Here is a 17110-nt window from a genome sequence, read left to right as displayed (position 1 = left end):
GGCCGATCTATCCCGCTTGCGACTTCTGCCATTGCACAAGCCACATCGGAGCAATAGATGGTGCGGAACGGCCGCCCTTTTATGTCAGGCGGAAAAACAGGAACATGCGCATGACCGATACGCTCGACTCAGCGAAATTGACCGACCGCGTCGCGGCCCTGGTCGAGGCTGCCAAACGGGCCGGCGCCGACGCCGCCGACGCGGTTGCGGTGCGCGGCCGTTCGACCGGCGTGTCGGTGCGGCTTGGCAAGGTCGAGGGTACCGAGGCGTCCGAGAGCGAGGATGTCTCGCTGCGCGTCTTCGTCGGTAAGCGGGTGGCGAGCGTCTCGGCAACGGCCGCGTCGGACCCGAAGGCGCTCGCCGAGCGCGCCGTGGCGATGGCGAAAGTCTCGCCGGAAGATCCCTATCAGGGGCTCGCCGATCCGGCCTTGCTGGTCAAGAAGCCGCGCGACCTCGATCTGTTCGACGCGACGGAAGTCTCGGCCGACCAGTTGAAGGAAGCGGCGCTGGCCGCGGAAGCGGCGGCCCTTGCCGTCAAGGGCGTTACCAATTCGGCCGGCAGCGGCGCCAGCGCCGGGCTTGGCGGGCTGGTGCTCGCCACCTCGCACGGCTTTGTCGGCCACTATGTCGCCTCGCGTTTTTCGCGCTCGACCAGCGTCATCGCCGGCGAGGGCACCGGCATGGAGCGCGATTATGAATTCTCCTCGCGTCAACATTTCTCCGATCTCGACGCACCCGAAGACATCGGCCGCAAGGCCGGCGAACGCGCCGCGCGGCGCATCGGCGCGCGCAAGGCCGCGACCGGGCCGGTCGATGTGGTGTTCGACCCGCGCGTCGCCCGCGGCATCGCCGGCCATCTCGCCGGCGCCATCAATGGCGCGTCGGTCGCGCGCAAGACCAGCTTTCTGCGCGACATGATGGGCAAGCAGGTGGCGGCGGTCGCGATCACCGTCACCGACGAGCCGCTCCGGCTCCGTGGTCAGGCGTCGCGCCCGTTCGACGGTGAAGGCATCGAGGGCGAAAAGCTGCTCATGGTTGAGAAGGGCGTTTTGAACCACTGGTTCCTATCGACCTCGGCGGCGCGGGAATTGGGGCTGACCACCAACGGGCGCGGTTCGCGCAACGGCTCCTCCGTCTCGCCGTCGTCGACCAATCTTGCCATCGAGCCGGGCGAGCGGACGCCCGAGGACCTCATCAAGTCGCTCAAATCAGGCTTTTACGTCACCGAAGTGTTCGGCCAGGGCGTCGACATGGTGACTGGCGAGTACAGCCGCGGCGCTTCCGGCTTCTGGATCGAGAATGGCGAACTCGCTTATCCGGTCGCGGAAGTGACCATCGCCTCGAACCTGAAGACCATGTTTCTCAACATGGTTGCGGCGAGCGATCTCGATCGCAATTTCGGCACCGCCGCACCAACGCTGCTGATCGAAGGCATGACCCTTGCCGGAGCTTGACCAGGTCACTTCCGCCGGGGCTCGCGAGGATCTGCCGCTGCTGCGCGACGCTGCCCGCGAGGCGGGCGCCATCGCCATGCGCTATTTCGGCAACAATCCGCAAGTGTGGATGAAGGGCGGCACCTCGCCGGTGAGCGAGGCCGATCACGCCGCCGACGCCTATCTGCGCGAAACCTTGCTTGCAGCGCGGCCGGACTATGGCTGGCTGTCGGAGGAAACGGCCGACGATCCGGCAAGGCTTGCCGCCCGCCGCACCTTCGTCGTCGATCCGATAGATGGCACGCGCGGGTTCCTCGAAGGCCTGCGCTCCTGGTGCGTCAGCGTCGCGGTGGTCGAGGACGGCCGCACGCTTGCCGGCGTGCTCGAATGTCCCGCCACGGAGGAGACCTATTGGGCGCTGCCCGGTGAGGGGGCGTTCCTGAATGGCCGTCGCATTGCCGTGCGCCGCCCGGCAGCAATGGTCGAAATTGGCGGGCCGAAGCCGTTGATCGCTTTGATGCCGGCGGAATGGCAGGGCCGGCTGAGCCGCGTGCCCTATATTCCCTCGCTCGCCTACCGGCTGGCGATGGTCTCCAATGGCAGGCTCGACGCGACGTTCGTCAAACCCAATGCACATGACTGGGACATCGCCGCGGCGGATCTCATCCTGCGCGAGGCCGGCGGCGCATTGCTCGACCAGAGGGGCCGCGCGCCGCGCTATGCCGGTGAAGTGATCCACCACGGCGCGCTGGTCGCCGGCAGCGGCGAACTGCTCGCCGTGCTCTCCGGCATCATCGCAGGGCTGGGCGGTTGAACATATCATCAATGGTTCCAAAGTCGGCGGCTTTGGTCTAGACCTGTCACAAACTCACGATATGTGAAGGACCGACATGACCGCGGAAGACGGAAAGAAGCAGCTTTTGCACCTGGTGTTCGGCGGCGAACTGAAGACGCTGGGCGGGACAGAATTCCGTGATCTCGACGCGCTCGATATCGTCGGCATCTATCCGGATTATCAATCCGCGCAAACGGCGTGGAAAGCCAAGGCCCAAGCCAGCGTGGACAACGCCCACATGCGTTATTTCGTCGTTCACCTGCACCGGTTGCTTGACCCCGACAACAAGGCCGCCGGTTGACATTTGATGGATCATGAAGCCGTGAAAGGGCCGGCCACGAGGTCCGCGGTCAGAGGACGCCGCGGTGGCACCTCGAAGACATTCTGGCGCAAGATACGCGAACCGCTGGCGCAATCGCGATTCGTCAAGAACGCCATCGCCAGCCTGTTTGCTCAGTTCGTTCGCCTCGTCCGCCTGACCAACCGTGTTGTCGACGGATCGGCGCAGATGTCGGGCGGCGCCTACTCGGAGTTCGAACCCGGCATCATAGCCCTGTGGCACGGCCAGCACCTTCTGACTCCGGCCTACTATCCCAGGGGACGGCCGCTGGTCGCCATGGTATCGCGTAGTGCCGATGCCGAGCTCAACGCACTGATGATCGAGAAATTCGGCATCGAGGCGGTGCGCGGCTCGGGCGGACGCGAAAGCTCGAAGCGTCGCGACAAGGGCGGCGCCAAAGCGCTGATCGCCCTGAAAAAGTCACTCGCCACCGGCAAGAACGTCGCCATGATCGCTGACATTCCGCATGGCACGCCGCGCGACGCGGGACTTGGCATCGTTCTCCTGGCGCGGCTTTCGGGCCGGCCGATCCTGCCCGCCGCCATCGCCACCAGCCGCCGCAAGGTGTTGGAGCGCAGCTGGGACAAGACCACGATCAACCTGCCGTTCGGCCGCTCCTCGATCGTTCTGGGAACGCCGGTTTTCGTTCCGGCCAATGCCGATGAGGCCGAAATGGAACGCAAGCGCCAGGAGGTCACGGCCGCGCTCAACGCCGCGACTGCCGAGGCCTACCGCCTCGTGGATGGCTCGAAATGAGCGAGCGCTGGGCGCGCACCTTCCTGACGGCGTATCGTTTCGCTGGCGCAGCCGCCTACCCGCTGATCGGGCCCTATGTCGCCTGGCGCACCTCCAGGGGCAAGGAAGACCGAATTCGCCGGCGCGAGCGCTATGGCATCGCCGGGCGCGAGCGCCCCGACGGGCCGGTGATCTGGATCCATGCGGCGAGCGTCGGCGAGACGATCGCCGTCGTGCCGCTGGTCGAGAGCATTCTCGACTACGGCGTCAACATCGTGCTGACGACGGGGACTGTCACCTCCGCTCAGGTTGCCGACGAACGGCTCGGCGACCGCATCATCCACCAATATGTGCCGCTCGACCTCAAGCCGGCGGTCAGCCGCTTCCTCGACCATTGGCGGCCGGACCTGGCGATCATCGCCGAATCGGAGATCTGGCCGATGACCATTCTGGAGCTCGGCGCGCGCCGTGTGCCGCAGGTGCTGGTCAATGGCAGGCTATCCGACCGTTCGTTCAAATCCTGGAAGAAGCGCGCCAACATCGCCGAGGCGCTGTTCGAGAATCTCGCTCATGTCGTCGCCCAGTCGGATGTCGACGGCGAGCGCTTCCTCTCGCTCGGCGCCCGGCCGGTCACCGTATCCGGCAATCTCAAGGTCGACACCACGCCGCCGCCGGCCGATGAAAGGACGCTGTACACGCTGAAGCGCCAGCTCGGCGCCCGCCCGACCTGGGCGGCGATCTCGACCCATGACGGCGAGGAGGTGGTCGCTGCCGAGGTTCACGCGATGCTGCACAAGCGTCACCACGGTCTGTTGACGATCGTCGTGCCGCGCCATCCCGATCGCGCAGAAATTCTTGCCGCGCAGATTTCCGGCATGGGCCTGAAAGTCGCTCGGCGCAGCAAGGGCGACCGGATCACCGCCGATACGGACATTCTGCTCGGCGACACGATGGGCGAGATGGGGCTTTACCTCCGGCTGACAGAGATCGCCTTCGTTGGCCGTTCGCTCACCTCGGAGGGCGGCCAGAACCCACTGGAGCCGGCCATGCTCGACACGGCGGTGCTGGCCGGCCGCAATGTCCAGAACTTTCGCGAGACCTATCAGCGCCTGCTCGACAGCGGCGGCGCCAAGCTGGTGCGCGACCGCGACATGCTGGCCGGCGCCGTCAATTTCCTGTTGAGCAACGAGGTGGCTCGCCATGAGATGATGGCGGCCGGCGCGGCGACCGTCGACGAGATGCGCGGCGCGCTGGCGCTCACCTTGAAATCGCTCGAACCCTACATTCAGCCGTTGGTCGTCAAGTCGCGCCTCAAGGGCGCCAACGGCCGCTAAGATGGCCAGCGAAGCGCCCCCCTTCTGGTGGGAAGAACCGGACTGGCGGGCGCTGGCGCTGGCGCCGCTGTCGGCGATCTATGCTCTCGTTGCCGGCCGCCGCATGCGCTCGGCAGCGCGCGAAAAGGTTGAGGCGCCGGTGCTGTGCGTCGGCAACTTCACCGTCGGCGGCACCGGCAAGACGCCGGTGGCGATCGCCCTGGCCCGGCAGGCCAGGCGCATGCAGCTTAATCCCGGTTTCCTGTCGCGCGGCCATGGCGGCTCCTTCGCGCAGCCGCATGTCGTCGATCCGCATCACGACGCCGCCAAGCATGTCGGCGACGAGCCGTTGCTTTTGGCCGAGCACGCGCCGGTCGCAGTGACGCCGAACCGTGCCGCCGGCGCGCGCCTTCTGTTGGAAAAGCATGGCTGCGATTTCCTGATCATGGATGACGGTTTCCAGAGCGCCCGCATCCATATCGACTATGCGCTGGTCGTCGTCGATGCACGCTACGGCGTCGGCAACGGCCACGTCATTCCTGGCGGTCCGCTCAGGGCTGATATCGTCGACCAACTGGTTTTCACCAGCGCGCTGCTGAAGATGGGCGAGGGCCTTGCTGCCGATGCCGTCGTCCGCCAGGCGGCGCGTGCCGGCCGGCCGATCTTCGAGGCGCGTACACGGCCAAGCAGCAAGGCGGGGCTGGCCGGCAAGCGATTTCTCGCCTTTGCCGGCATCGGCCATCCCGACAAATTCTTCGACACGGTCCGTCAGGCCGGCGGCGAGGTTGCGCTGACCCGGTCGTTTCCGGACCACCATTTCTACGGCGAGGACGAGCTTGCCGAACTGTCAGCGACAGCGCGAGGTGCCGGACTTGGCCTCATCACCACCGCCAAGGACGCCGCCCGGCTGCGCCATGATGCCGCGTCCGCCGATTTCCTCGGACAGCTCGATGTGCTGGAGATCGACACCGTGTTCGATCCCGACCACGTGCCTGAACGCATCATCGACGAGACGCTGGATGCCTGGCGGCAGCGCAAGCTGCAGGGGTGAATCAGAGAACCTTCGAGCGCCGCGGCGGTCGGGTCGAACTTTTGCGGAGATGCCGGCGAAGGATCGCTATAGATCGGGTCTCATTCTGCGTAACCGGTTTAGCGCCGGCTGCGCATTTCGGGATGTGCCTCGATCTCGCGGCGCAGCGAGGCCGCGGCACTCACATAGGGCTCCTGCCTGGCGACGCTCCAGTATTTGAGCTCATCGAGCGGGATGCTTTCGCCGGTGACCGCGCAGCGCACGAAGGCGCCGGGGCTGGTCACCTGGAAGTCGCCGTCCAGGTAGCGGATACGGGCTTCCTTGCCGCCGGGGCCTTCGAAGCGGTTCATCATGACATGGAGCCGAGGTTCATGACGATGTCATCGCCACAAAATGCCGGCAAGGTCAAGCTTGGAGCGAGACAAGATTGGCTTTGGTCGGCTCTGTTTCAGACGACAACCAGCCGAGCAAGCCGGCAAAGCGGATGTCCGGCATCCTACTGCTCGGCTACGATGAACTCCTCGATCTTTTCCGCCGCCAGCCCGGCCTGGGCCGCGATGCGCCGGGCAAGCTCGGCGGCGGCGGCGCGCGGTCGCCCTGTAGGCCGATCGAGCCAGTAGGATATCGGGCTGAGAACGATGCGGTCGTCCACAGCGACGATGCGGCCTGACTTCAGTTGATGCTCGATCATCGGCGGCCGCGCCAGCGCGATGCCGAGACCATGGGCTGCGGCGTCGAGCACCAGATTGTAGTCCTCGAAGCGGCGGTCCTGCGGACGCGGGCGATAGTCCATGTCCTGGGCGGCAAACCAGGCGCGCCAGGCCGAGGCGTCGGAATCGTTGATCAGCGGGAATTTGAGCAGCCGGGCAGGGTCGCCACGGCCGATCTCGCGGGCGAGGTCCGGCGAGGCGACCGGAAACACATGTTCCTCGAACAGCTGCACCGAGACGCGGCCAGGGATGCGGCCGCGACCGCAGCGGATCGACAGATCGATACCGTCGTCGGCAAGGTCCGCCTGGCGGATGTCGACGTCGAGCACGATGCGCAGCCTGGACGGATTGTTTTCCAGCGCCGCCATGCGCGGCATCAGCCACAGCCCGCTAACCGAAGGGATCGAGGTCAGCCGCACCACGGCGGTGCCGCGCGGTTCGACCCAGCGGTCCGAATTGCTGGATATCAGCGCGAAGGCCTCAGTGGTGCGCAGATGCAGGCGGTTGCCTTCGATCGTCAGCGAGACCCCACGCGCGCCGCGATCGAACACTTTCAGCCCGAGCCAGTCCTCGAGCTTGGCGATCTGCCGGCTGACGGCGCCATGGGTGATGTTGAGTTTTTCGGCAGCCGCCGAAAAGCTGCCCGTCCGCGCCGCGGCGTCGAAGGCGCGCAGGGTTTCGAGCGGCAGTATTGCGTCAGAGCTGTGATCCATAGTCACAGCTGACCCTCGATTTGGTCGTTTGTCAACCGATCAGGAAAGGCGTTTTGTGTGTTTGAGGACATGAAACGCGGGAATAATGATATGAACGCCTGTACCGGCACGTTGAATACGACACAGCGGATAGATACCACGGCGGCCATTGCGGTGGCGCTGACAGTGGTCGGCTGGGCCTCCGCCTTCCCGGCGATCCGCGCCGGCCTCGTCGCTTTCGGACCGCTGGAACTCGGCGCGCTGCGCTTCGCCATCGCCGCGGTGCCGGCGGCGATCTTCCTCGCCGTCAAGCGGCCGGCGCTGCCCCGGCTCGATGAATTCTGGCGCTTTGCCTTCGGCGGCGCCGTCTTCGTTGCGCTGTACACGGCAATGCTCAATTTCGGCGAACTGACCGTTTCGGCGGGTGCTGCCGGCTTCATCATCAACGTCAGCCCGATCTTCACCGCGATCATGGCGATGGCGCTGCTCGGCGAACGCTTCTCAGGCCTCGCCTGGGCTGGAACGTTCCTGTCCTTCGCCGGCATCGGCATCATCGCCATGGGCGAAGGGCAAGGGTTGTATTTCGACAATGGTGCGCTGCTGGTCCTCGGCTCGGCGCTGTGCTCGGCCGTCAACACCATCGTGCAAAAGCCGTTGTTTGCTAGCCACCATCCGCTGACCATTTCGGCCTCGAACATGGTGCTCGGCGCGATCTGCCTGTTGCCTTTCCTGCCGAGCGGCCTGGCGCAGGCGGCGGTTGCCGACAACGCCGGTCTCGGTGCCGTCATCTTTCTCGGCATCGTGCCGAGCCTCATCGCCTACGCCGCCTGGGCGACGGCACTTTCCCGGTTGCCGGCGGCGCGCGCCTCGAACTTCCTCTATCTGGTTTCGCCTGTGGCGACGCTGATCGGCTTCTTCTGGCTGGGCGAGGTGCCGACGCTGCTCGGCATTCTCGGTGGCGCACTGGCGCTGGGCGGCGTGATCGTGGTGAATTTGAAGAGGTAAATCAGAGGGTGGGCCGTCTCTTGGCTCGAAAAGAGCCGCTGTATAGCGGCTCTTTTCGGACCCCTGCTCCGCAGCGACCCTCCCCACAAGGGGAGGGTAAGCTCCTCGCGAGACGTCCGCGGCCAAACTCCCTACCTCCCCCTTGTGGGGAGGTCGGACCGAAGGTCCGGTCTGCGCCCTGTGCCTCCTTACCGCCTGCCAAATAGCCGCTCGATATCAGCAAGCTTGAGCTCGATATAGGTCGGGCGGCCGTGGTTGCAGGTGCCGGACCCCGGCGTCGCTTCCATCTGGCGCAGCAGTGCGTTCATCTCCTCGGGTTTGAGCAGGCGGCCGGAACGCACCGAGCCGTGGCAGGCCATGGTCGCGGCTATCCTGTCCAGCCGCTCTTTCAGCGTGTCGACCGTGTCGTTGTCGGCGATCTCGTCGGCAAGGTCGCGCACCAACTGCTGGACATTGGTTTCGCCGAGCATCGACGGCGTCTCGCGCACGGCGACAGCACCCGGGCCGAAACGCTCTATGCCGAGGCCGAAGCGAGCCAGCGTTTCGGAATGCAAGGCAAGCCGCTCGGCATCCTCTTCCGGCAGATCGACGATCTCGGGCAAAAGCAGCATCTGCGACGGCACGGGGCGCGCATGCAGCGCGTTCTTCAGCGCCTCGTAGACCAGCCGCTCATGCGCCGCATGCTGGTCGACGATGACCAGCGAATCCCTGGTCTGCGCGACAATGTAGTTCTCATGCACCTGCGCGCGTGCGGCACCCAGCGCCATGCCGAGCAGCGTTTCCGCCGCCTCAGTCTGTCCGGCACGCGCGTCGGCGCTGTGAAGCGGTCCGGCGTCGAACGCCACCTGATCGTTTTCGCCGAAGCCGCCGTTTCCTGGTTCCGTGTCCTCAAATCCCCCGCCTTCCAAGCCCATGTCCAGTGGCCGCTGCGGCGAGCGGGCCGGGTCGAAACCGGCGAAGCCGGAGGCACGGTAGGCCGCCTCATAGCTGCGATGGCCGTTGGCTGGACCGGTATGCGCATAGGACGCTGCGCCCGGCCGGAACGCCGCCATCATGCCGGCCGCCCCTGATGTGGCGGCACGGATGCCGGCATTGGCCAGCGCCTCGCGGACGGCGCCGACGATCAGCCCGCGCACCAGCCCCGGATCGCGGAAGCGGACATCGGCCTTGGCCGGATGGACATTGACGTCGACGATGGCCGGATCGAGCGTCAGGAACAGCACCGTCACCGCATGGCGATCGCGCGGCAGCACGTCGGCGAAGGCGCCGCGGATGGCGCCGGCGATCAATTTGTCGCGCACCGGCCGGCCGTTGACATAGGCGTATTGCTGCAGCGCATTGGCGCGGCTGAAGGACGGGATAGAGACGTGGCCGGCGAGACGCACACCGTCACGCACGGCGTCGATAGCGATGGCATTGGCCGGAAAGTCGGCGCCCATCACTTGCGCAACGCGGCGCAGCCGGCCTTCCGCACTGTCGTCGGTCGCCGGCAGTTCCAGCGTCGAGCGGTCGGAACCGGCCAGCGTGAAGCGCACGGCGGGGAAGGCGATGGCGATGCGCTTGATCACGTCGCTGGTCGCCGAGCTTTCGGCGCGCTCGCCCTTCATGAATTTGAGGCGCGCCGGCGTGGCGAAGAACAGGTCGCGCACCTCGACCGTGGTGCCGCGATTGGCGGCCGCCGGCTTGACGGCAGATACGCGGCCGCCTTCGATGCCGATCTCGGCGGCGCTGTCGCCGTTGGCCGTGCGCGAGCGGATCGACAGCCGCGCCACTGAGCCGATCGACGGCAGCGCCTCGCCGCGAAAGCCGAGCGAGCGGATGTCGTGGATGTTGTCGGCGAGCTTCGAGGTGCAGTGGCGCGCGATCGCCAGCGCCAATTCCTTCTCCGGGATGCCCGAGCCGTCATCGGTGACGCGGATCAAGTTCAGCCCGCCGCCGGCGGTGACGATCTCTATTCTGGCAGCGCCGGCGTCGAGCGCGTTCTCGACCAGTTCCTTGACCACGCTTGCCGGACGCTCGATGACTTCGCCGGCGGCGATCTGGTTGATCATCGTTTCGGAAAGCTGGCGGATAGGCATGGGGTACTATACGCGGATTCGTCGCCCATGCGGGAGGGGCGAATTCAGGAATCCGCGCCGCTCACCGTGCTCCTGCATTTCACGTCATCAGCCTGGGCAGTGCCGCTGCCAGCGCGTCGACGGCAAGGCGAACCTTCAGCGGTAAGTGAGGCGTCTGCAGCCAGAGCGCATAGGCGTCGTAAAGAAATCCCGGCTGGTCAGATAACAGCGGGACAAGTGCGCCGGCCTGAATGCGCTCACGGACCAGCCAGTATGGCAGCCAGGCAAGCCCCATGCCGGCTGCCGCAGCATCGGCAATCGCAGCGAGGTCGTCGAACCGCAACCGGCTGACCGGCATGACTTCCAGCGCAGGCTGGCCGCTGCGTGGAAACAGCCATGGCTGAACGGCACGCCCGGAACGGCGGTAGATGATCGCGTGATGGCTGCCGAGGTCATCTATCTCCTGCGGCTGGCCGTGCCTGTCGAGATAGGATGGCGACGCGCAGACGACCATGCGCTGGCGCGCGACGCGACGCGCCATCACGCCGGCCTGATCCTCCAGATTGCCGGTCCGGATGGCAAGATCGCAGCCATCCTCTGCAAGATCGGCGATGGGATCGCTGAACGACAGGTCGAGTTCCAGAGCGGGATATCGCTGCGCAAGCTCCAGCAGGATCGGGGCAACGCAGCGCCGGCCGAAGTGCACGGGCATGATGACGCGCAGCTTTCCGCGTGGTTCGGAAAGTTGATCGGCCGCGAGTGCATCCGCAGCTTCGGCTTCAGCGAGTACCATCCGGCAGCGCTCATAGTAGGCGCGCCCGAAGTCGGTCAGGCTCTGGCGGCGTGTGGTCCGGTTGATGAGGCGCACGCCCAGACGCTCCTCGAGAAACCGGACATGCTTGCCGACCATCGGTCCGGACAGGTCGAGAGCGGCAGCAGCCGCCGCGAACGAGCCCAGATCGACGGTTTTGACGAACACGGCCATGCTCGTAAGGCGATCCATATTCAAAACTCCCAGTTTCTACTGTCTTGCCCAAGCAACCATTTATCTGCCGGATGGCCGCTGGCATAGCGTATTCGGTTCAAATATTTTGGAGTTATGACCGCATGGCACGTGTTGTTCGCTTTCATGAGCATGGTGGTCCCGAGGTTTTGCGCATCGAGAATCTCGATATTCCCGCGCTCGGTCCGGGCGAGATTCAGATCTGGGTCAAGGCATTGGGTCTCAACCGGGCCGAGGCGCTGCTGCGTTCGGGCACCTATATCCAGACGCCGCCGTTGCCTTCCGGTCTTGGCCTTGAGGCAGCGGGTGTCGTCGAAGCGGTCGGCGAAGCCGTGCACGGTTTTGCGCTAGGTGACGCCGTCAGCGTCGTGCCGCCATTATCGATGGCCCGCTGGCCCGCCTATGGTGAGATTGCCACATATCCCGCCGAGCTCGTGGTCAAACATCCGCCATCGCTCAGCTGGGAAGAGGCGGCAGCCGTCTGGATGCAATATCTCACCGCCTATGGCGCACTGATCGACATTGCCAAGCTCAGCAGAGACGACTTTGTCGTCATTACCGCGGCATCGAGCAGTGTCGGACTTGCCGCGATCCAGATTGCCAACATCGTTGGTGCGACCGCGATCGCGGTCACGCGGACATCTGCCAAGAGAGAGGCCCTGCTCAAGTTCGGCGCGGCCCATGTCGTCGCTTCAGCGGACGAAGATCTGGAAGCCCGGCTGAAGGAAATCGCCAGTCCGGACAACATCCGAGTGGTGTTCGACGCGGTCGGCGGCCCGATTTTCGCGCCTCTGACGGCGGCGATGGCACGAGGTGGCATTCTTATCGAATATGGCGGCTTGAGCCCCGAGCCGACGCCGCTCCCGTTGTTCGCCGTGCTGGCCAAGACGCTGACGCTGCGCGGCTATCTCGTCCACGAGATCACTGGCGATCCGGTGAAGTTGGAAGCTGCCAAGGCGTTCATCCTCGACGGATTGATGTCAGGTTCGCTAAAGCCGGCAATCGCCAAAACCTTTCCATTCGAGCAGATCGTCGAAGCGCATCGCTTTCTCGAGTCGAACGAGCAATTCGGCAAGATCGTCGTGACGGTTGATTGAGCATTAATGGGAGCCTCATGCTTGCGCGGCCAGCCAGTCCCGCACCTTGCGAGCATTGTCGCTGAGCTCCCGGTTTCTCGACCAGATGACATGAAAGCCCTTGCCGGTCGTCATTGTGTGGTCGGTGACGCGCACGAGCAGTCCCGACGCCAGCAGGCGCTCGGCGAGGTGACCCCAGCCGAGCGCAATGCCTTGCCCTTCCATCACCGCCTGGATCACCAAGGCATAATCATTGATGCGCAAGCCGCGCCCGGCATCGGTGATGTTGACCCCGGCCGAGGCGAACCACTCGTCCCAACTCGCGGCCTCGCGAAACGGTTCTTCGAGATGGATGAGCCGGTGTGATGGAAGATCCTCGACGGTTTCCGGCAGCCCGAACCGTGCCACATAGCTCACGCCGGCGACGGGGAATATCTCCTCGTCGGCCAGTGGCAGTGAATGATAGTCCGGCCATTCCCGGGGCTCGCCACCGCGCACAGCGAGCGGGATGCCCTCGGCGATGATGTCGAGATCGCGGTCGGCGGTCTGGATGCGCAGGTCAATACCCGGCAGTTCGTCGCGGAACTGCTGCAGGCGCGGCATCATCCAGAAGGAGCCGAAAGCGGTCGATGCGGCAAGCGTCACATGGCCGCCGGTCGCCTGTAGGCGCAAATCCTCCGCCGATTTGCGGATGTGCGACAGGCCAAGCGAGACGTCGGCGTGAAAGCGGTCACCGGCTTCGGTCAGGCTGACCTGACGATGCCGGCGCTGGAAGAGTTTCGCGCCGAGCTGCTCTTCAAGCCCCCGGATCGCATAAGACACGGCAGCCTGCGTCATGCCAAGCTCTCGCCCGGCGGCGGTAAAACTCGACAGCCGCCCGGCGGCTTCGAAAACGATCAGGCTGCCGGCGGACGGCAGCAGGTGGCGGAGGCTTCGCATAAGCTGAACTTATACAAGAGATCAGGATTTTCCAGCGTCACAGCTGTATTTTGTCTCGCTAAGTTGACTGGCTCTGGGAGGATGGAGTTTCCATGAACGCACCGGCCGCTGAAGTGACCGAACACGCCAACCGCCGAAGTGGCGGCCGCCTGGGGCGCAAGGCGCTGCGGGGAACTCCCATGGCGTCGTTTCCGACCCTGGTCCGTAAGATCCCGGTATATCAGATGGTGCCGGACGAGGCGGTGGAACTGATCCACCAGGAGTCGCTCTCCATCCTCGAAGAGGTGGGATGCGAGTTCCGCGACGACGAGGCCATTGCAATGTGGAAGGCGGCGGGAGCCGATGTCTCGGACACAAGAGTCCGGATCGACCGTGCCCTCCTGATGGAGCTCGTATCGAAGGTCCCGTCGGAGTTTACGCTCAACGCGAGGAATCCACAGCGTTCGGTGCGCGTGGGCGGAAACAACTCCATCTTCGTGCCGATGTACGGGGCGCCTTACGTGCGCGACCTCGACAACGTCAGGCGCTATGGCACGCTCGCCGACCTGCAGAATTTCCACAAGCTCGCCTACCTGGCCCCGGCGCTGCATTCGTCGAGCTCGATCATCTGCGAGCCGATGGAAATCCCGGTCCCGAAGCGTCACCTCCACATCATCCATTCAGCGCTGAAGCATTCCGACAAGCCGTTCATGGGCATCGTGACGTCCAAGGATCGAGCCGAAGACACGATGGCGATGGCAGGCATCGTTTTCGGCGAGGACTATGTCCGTGACAACCCTGTCCTGGTGGCGATCACCAACTGCAATTCGCCGCTCGTGTGGGATGCCACCATGTTGGACGCGATGAAGATCTATGCGCGCCACAACCAGCCACTGATCCTTGCGCCCTTCGCTCTCTGCGGCGCCTCGACTTCCGCCTCTGCCGTGGGAGCGGTCGCTCAGGTCAATGCGGAAGCGCTGGCGGGCGTCGCGTTCACACAGCTGCTGCGTCCGGGTTCGCCGCAGATCTACGGACAGTTCATGGTCACGGTGGACATGAAGACCGGTGCACCCATGGGCGGCACGCCTGAGGCGGCCCAGATGATGTATCTGATGGGGGCGCTGGCGCGGAAATGCCGGCTGCCGTGGCGCACGTCGGGCTTCCATGTCGGATCGAAGCTGAATGACGCCCAGGCGGGCTACGAGGCGAACATGCTGATGCATGCCGCCATCCTTGCCGGCGCCAACTACATCTGGCACTCCGCCGGATGGCTCGAGGCCGGCCTGACCTGCGGCTATTCAAAATTTGCGACGGACTGCGAACAGCTTGTCGGCTGGTACAAATATGCAGGCGGCCTTCCGTTCGACGATTTCAAGGAAGCGATGGCGGCGATCCGCGAGGTGGGGCCGCAGGGCCACTTCCTCGGCACCCAGCACACGCTTGAACATTTCGAGTCCGCCTTCTTCATGCCGAGCATCATGGACTTCAATTCGTACGAACAGTGGAAGGCCGAAGGGGCAAAGGACCACGACACGCGCGGCCGCGAGAAAGCGCGCAACATGCTGGCGGACTATGAGGAGCCGAAGCTCGATGAGGGCATCGCCGATGGTCTCGAAGATTTGATCGCGCTGCGCGAGGAGAAGCTGCCCGACAGCGTTAGTTAATAGGACAGGCGAAGACCTGACGGGAACCAGACGGGAGGAAAAAATGGCACTCTTCAGAAGCAGCGGTGATCGCGTGCCGAATGCGATCGAGGCGATGGCGGCAGAGACGCGTGCAGGTCGGATGGACCGGCGCGAGTTTCTGGCGCTGGCGAGCGCCTTCGGGGCATCGACTGCGCTTGCCTACGGTATGATCGGCCTTGCGGTGCCGGAACGGGCGTTGGCCGAAGAGCCGAAGAAAGGCGGAACGCTGCACGTGTCGATGTCGGTGAAGGCGCAGAAGGATCCGCGCACTTACGACTGGGTGGAGATGGCAAACATCACCCGCACCTGGCTCGAACCGCTTGTCCGCTATACACGCGAATTCACATTCGAGCCGGTCCTGCTCGAGAGCTGGGACGTCAACGACGACGCCACCGAATATGTGCTGCATGTGCGCAAGGGCATCACCTGGAACAATGGCGACGCTTTCAACGCCGATGATGTCGTCTACAATCTGACACGCTGGTGCGAGAAGGATGCCGCCGGCAATTCAATGGCCGCGCGCGTCGGTGCGCTGATCGACACAAAGACCGGCAAGGCCAGGGAGGGAGCGATCACCAAGGTCGATGACAATACGGTCAAGCTGAAGCTGAACGAACCGGACATTTCGCTGATCCCGAACTTCACCGACTATCCGGCGCTCGTCGTCCATCGCAAATTCGACGCCGACGGCGCCGATCCGATCGCCAAGCCGATTGGCACCGGGCCTTTCGAACTTGTGTCTTATTCGGTCGGCGAGAAAGCGGTCGTCAAGCGTCGTGAGAATGGCAAGTGGTGGGGCGGTGAAGCGCCGCTCGACAGTGTCGAATTCATCGACTACGGCACCGACTTCAATGCTTCGGTGAATGCCTTCGAATCGGGCGAAATCGACGTCAATTTCGAGACACCCGCCGACTTCATCGACATCCTCGACCAGATGGATCTGGTGAAATCGGAGGTCGCGACAGCGACGACGCTCGTTGCCCGGACCAACATCACGCACAAGCCTTATGAGGACCAAAAGGTCCGCAACGCGCTGCAGATGGCCGTCGACAACAATGCGGTGCTCGAACTTGGCTACGCCGGGCGGGGCACCCCAGGTGAAAACCACCATGTCAGCCCGATCCATCCGGAATATTTTCCGCTGCCTAAGAAGACACGCGACGCGGCGGGCGCCAAGGCGCTGATGGCCGAGGCCGGACAGGCCGACTTCGAGCATGAACTGATCACCGTCGAGGACGATTGGCAAAGGAACACCGGCGACGCGATTGCCGGGCAGCTGCGCGATGCCGGGATCAAGGTGAAGCGCACGGTGCTGCCGGGGTCGACCTTCTGGAACGACTGGACGAAATATCCCTATTCCATGACCATCTGGTACATGCGCCCGCTCGGCGTTCAGGTGTTGGCGCTTGGCTATCGCACCGGCGAGGCCTGGAATGAGACGGCGTATTCGAATCCTGATTTCGACGCCAAGCTCAAGCAGGCTCTCTCGCTGATCGACGTGGAGAAGCGCCGCGAGGTCATGAAGGACGTCGAGCAGATCCTGCAGGATTCGGGCGTCATCATTCAGCCGTTCTGGCAGAAGCTGTACAGCCACATGAACAAGAAGGTGAAGAATTACGCTGTCCACCAGACTTTCGAAATGGATCTGCAGAACGTCTGGCTGGACGCCTGAGTTAACGCCCAAGGCCGGGCGCCTGAGTTAACGCCAAAGGGGATTTCATGGGCTGCAAAAAAGCCGGGATGCAGGATTCGTGGTATTGAACGGTTCCCACCACGAAAGCCTGGAGATTATCGGATGAGACTGACTGTGCTTGCCGCCGCTCTCTCGATCGCAGCGCCTGCGGCCGCCCTTGCCGGGCCGGCATCCAATGCGGTGAAGTTCTTCTACATGCCCGAGGTCAAGTTCGAGGCCGACGCGAAATACCGCGACCGTTTCACCGAGCCGGTGACCAGGCTGTTCGACCTCAACGACCAGGCGCAGAAGAACAAGCCGGACGAGGTGCCTTGCATCGATTTCGCCCCCGGTCTCGACGCTCAGGACTATGACGAGAAGACAGTCGCCAAGACGCTGCGGCTGTCGGAAGCGGTGGATGGCGACAGCGCCAGCGTGACAGTGACGTTCAACCTTTTCCCGGAAGGCGATGACTCCAAACGCGAAATGGTCTGGTCGCTCAAGAAGATCGACGGTCAGTGGAAGATCGCCGACATCACCTCGAAGAGCAGCGGCTGGACGCTGAGTGCGCTCGAATGCCTGGCTGGCCAGACTCCGGAGTGATGC

General features: G+C 64.2%; 16 protein-coding genes. 11 read left to right on the top strand and 5 right to left on the bottom strand.

What is annotated here, in order from left to right; all coding sequences use genetic code 11:
• The first annotated feature begins 110 nt into the window (after window positions 1-110).
• The 6 genes from AC0NIE_RS25060 to lpxK all read left to right on the top strand — a co-directional run bounded on the left by AC0NIE_RS25060 (window position 111) and on the right by lpxK (window position 5707).
• Window positions 111-1454 carry a TldD/PmbA family protein gene (locus AC0NIE_RS25060; RefSeq protein WP_473489307.1) on the top strand — a complete coding sequence of 448 codons (1344 nt, stop codon included), beginning with the start codon at window positions 111-113 and terminating at the stop codon, window positions 1452-1454.
• Window positions 1441-2247 carry a 3'(2'),5'-bisphosphate nucleotidase CysQ gene (locus AC0NIE_RS25055; protein WP_473489308.1) on the top strand — a complete coding sequence of 269 codons (807 nt, stop codon included), beginning with the start codon at window positions 1441-1443 and terminating at the stop codon, window positions 2245-2247. The genes AC0NIE_RS25060 and AC0NIE_RS25055 overlap by 14 nt, the downstream gene beginning before the upstream one ends.
• 76 nt (window positions 2248-2323) lie before the next feature.
• Window positions 2324-2569 carry a DUF4170 domain-containing protein gene (locus AC0NIE_RS25050; RefSeq protein WP_029354097.1) on the top strand — a complete coding sequence of 82 codons (246 nt, stop codon included), beginning with the start codon at window positions 2324-2326 and terminating at the stop codon, window positions 2567-2569.
• 6 nt (window positions 2570-2575) lie between these two features.
• Window positions 2576-3364, top strand: coding sequence for a lysophospholipid acyltransferase family protein (locus AC0NIE_RS25045; RefSeq protein ID WP_123151589.1), 789 nt, complete (start codon window positions 2576-2578; stop codon window positions 3362-3364).
• Complete coding sequence (gene waaA / locus AC0NIE_RS25040) at window positions 3361-4677, top strand: lipid IV(A) 3-deoxy-D-manno-octulosonic acid transferase (protein WP_473489309.1); 1317 nt, start codon at window positions 3361-3363, stop codon at window positions 4675-4677. The genes AC0NIE_RS25045 and waaA overlap by 4 nt, the downstream gene beginning before the upstream one ends.
• Before the next feature lies 1 nt (window position 4678).
• Window positions 4679-5707 (top strand): tetraacyldisaccharide 4'-kinase, encoded by a 1029-nt coding sequence (gene lpxK / locus AC0NIE_RS25035; protein WP_123151591.1) that lies wholly within the window; start codon window positions 4679-4681, stop codon window positions 5705-5707.
• A gap of 98 nt (window positions 5708-5805) precedes the next feature.
• Here lpxK and AC0NIE_RS25030 read toward each other — a convergent pair whose 3' ends face one another.
• A complete protein-coding gene (locus AC0NIE_RS25030) occupies window positions 5806-6039 on the bottom strand; it encodes a DUF2093 domain-containing protein (protein ID WP_095496171.1) in 234 nt (77 codons plus the stop codon).
• A gap of 143 nt (window positions 6040-6182) precedes the next feature.
• Entirely contained in the window at window positions 6183-7109 is a 927-nt protein-coding gene (locus AC0NIE_RS25025; RefSeq protein WP_095496170.1) for a LysR substrate-binding domain-containing protein, read from the bottom strand.
• A gap of 90 nt (window positions 7110-7199) precedes the next feature.
• Between AC0NIE_RS25025 and AC0NIE_RS25020 the strand changes: the two genes are divergently transcribed.
• Window positions 7200-8093, top strand: a complete 894-nt coding sequence (locus AC0NIE_RS25020; RefSeq protein ID WP_473489310.1) for a DMT family transporter — start codon at window positions 7200-7202, stop codon at window positions 8091-8093.
• Window positions 8094-8281: 188 nt separating this feature from the next.
• Here the strand turns inward: AC0NIE_RS25020 and mutL are convergent, their stop codons facing one another.
• Together mutL and AC0NIE_RS25010 are read right to left on the bottom strand one after the other, a co-directional pair.
• Window positions 8282-10171 (bottom strand): DNA mismatch repair endonuclease MutL, encoded by a 1890-nt coding sequence (gene mutL / locus AC0NIE_RS25015; RefSeq protein WP_473489311.1) that lies wholly within the window; start codon window positions 10169-10171, stop codon window positions 8282-8284.
• A 79-nt stretch (window positions 10172-10250) separates the two neighbouring features.
• The gene (locus AC0NIE_RS25010) at window positions 10251-11153 is read right to left on the bottom strand and encodes a LysR family transcriptional regulator (protein WP_473489312.1); all 903 of its coding nucleotides are present in this window, start codon (window positions 11151-11153) and stop codon (window positions 10251-10253) included.
• Window positions 11154-11257: 104 nt separating this feature from the next.
• Here AC0NIE_RS25010 and AC0NIE_RS25005 point away from each other — a divergent pair, with 104 nt between their 5' ends.
• Window positions 11258-12250: a zinc-dependent alcohol dehydrogenase family protein gene (locus tag AC0NIE_RS25005; RefSeq protein ID WP_473489313.1), complete on the top strand. Its 993-nt coding sequence runs from the start codon at window positions 11258-11260 to the stop codon at window positions 12248-12250.
• A 15-nt stretch (window positions 12251-12265) separates the two neighbouring features.
• On the opposite strand, the gene AC0NIE_RS25000 is transcribed toward AC0NIE_RS25005, so the two are convergent.
• Entirely contained in the window at window positions 12266-13168 is a 903-nt protein-coding gene (locus AC0NIE_RS25000; RefSeq protein WP_473489314.1) for a LysR substrate-binding domain-containing protein, read from the bottom strand.
• A gap of 92 nt (window positions 13169-13260) precedes the next feature.
• Between AC0NIE_RS25000 and AC0NIE_RS24995 the strand changes: the two genes are divergently transcribed.
• The 3 genes from AC0NIE_RS24995 to AC0NIE_RS24985 all read left to right on the top strand — a co-directional run bounded on the left by AC0NIE_RS24995 (window position 13261) and on the right by AC0NIE_RS24985 (window position 17107).
• The gene (locus AC0NIE_RS24995; RefSeq protein WP_473489315.1) at window positions 13261-14811 is read left to right on the top strand and encodes a trimethylamine methyltransferase family protein; all 1551 of its coding nucleotides are present in this window, start codon (window positions 13261-13263) and stop codon (window positions 14809-14811) included.
• Window positions 14812-14854: 43 nt separating this feature from the next.
• Window positions 14855-16504, top strand: coding sequence for an ABC transporter substrate-binding protein (locus tag AC0NIE_RS24990; RefSeq protein ID WP_473489316.1), 1650 nt, complete (start codon window positions 14855-14857; stop codon window positions 16502-16504).
• A 123-nt stretch (window positions 16505-16627) separates the two neighbouring features.
• Entirely contained in the window at window positions 16628-17107 is a 480-nt protein-coding gene (locus AC0NIE_RS24985) for a DUF3828 domain-containing protein (protein WP_473489317.1), read from the top strand.
• Window positions 17108-17110 lie beyond the last annotated feature (3 nt).

The organism is Mesorhizobium sp. WSM4842 (genome assembly GCF_055901575.1).
The sequence above is the reverse complement of the archived record's forward strand: the minus strand, read 5'-3'. Positions and strand labels throughout refer to the sequence as shown.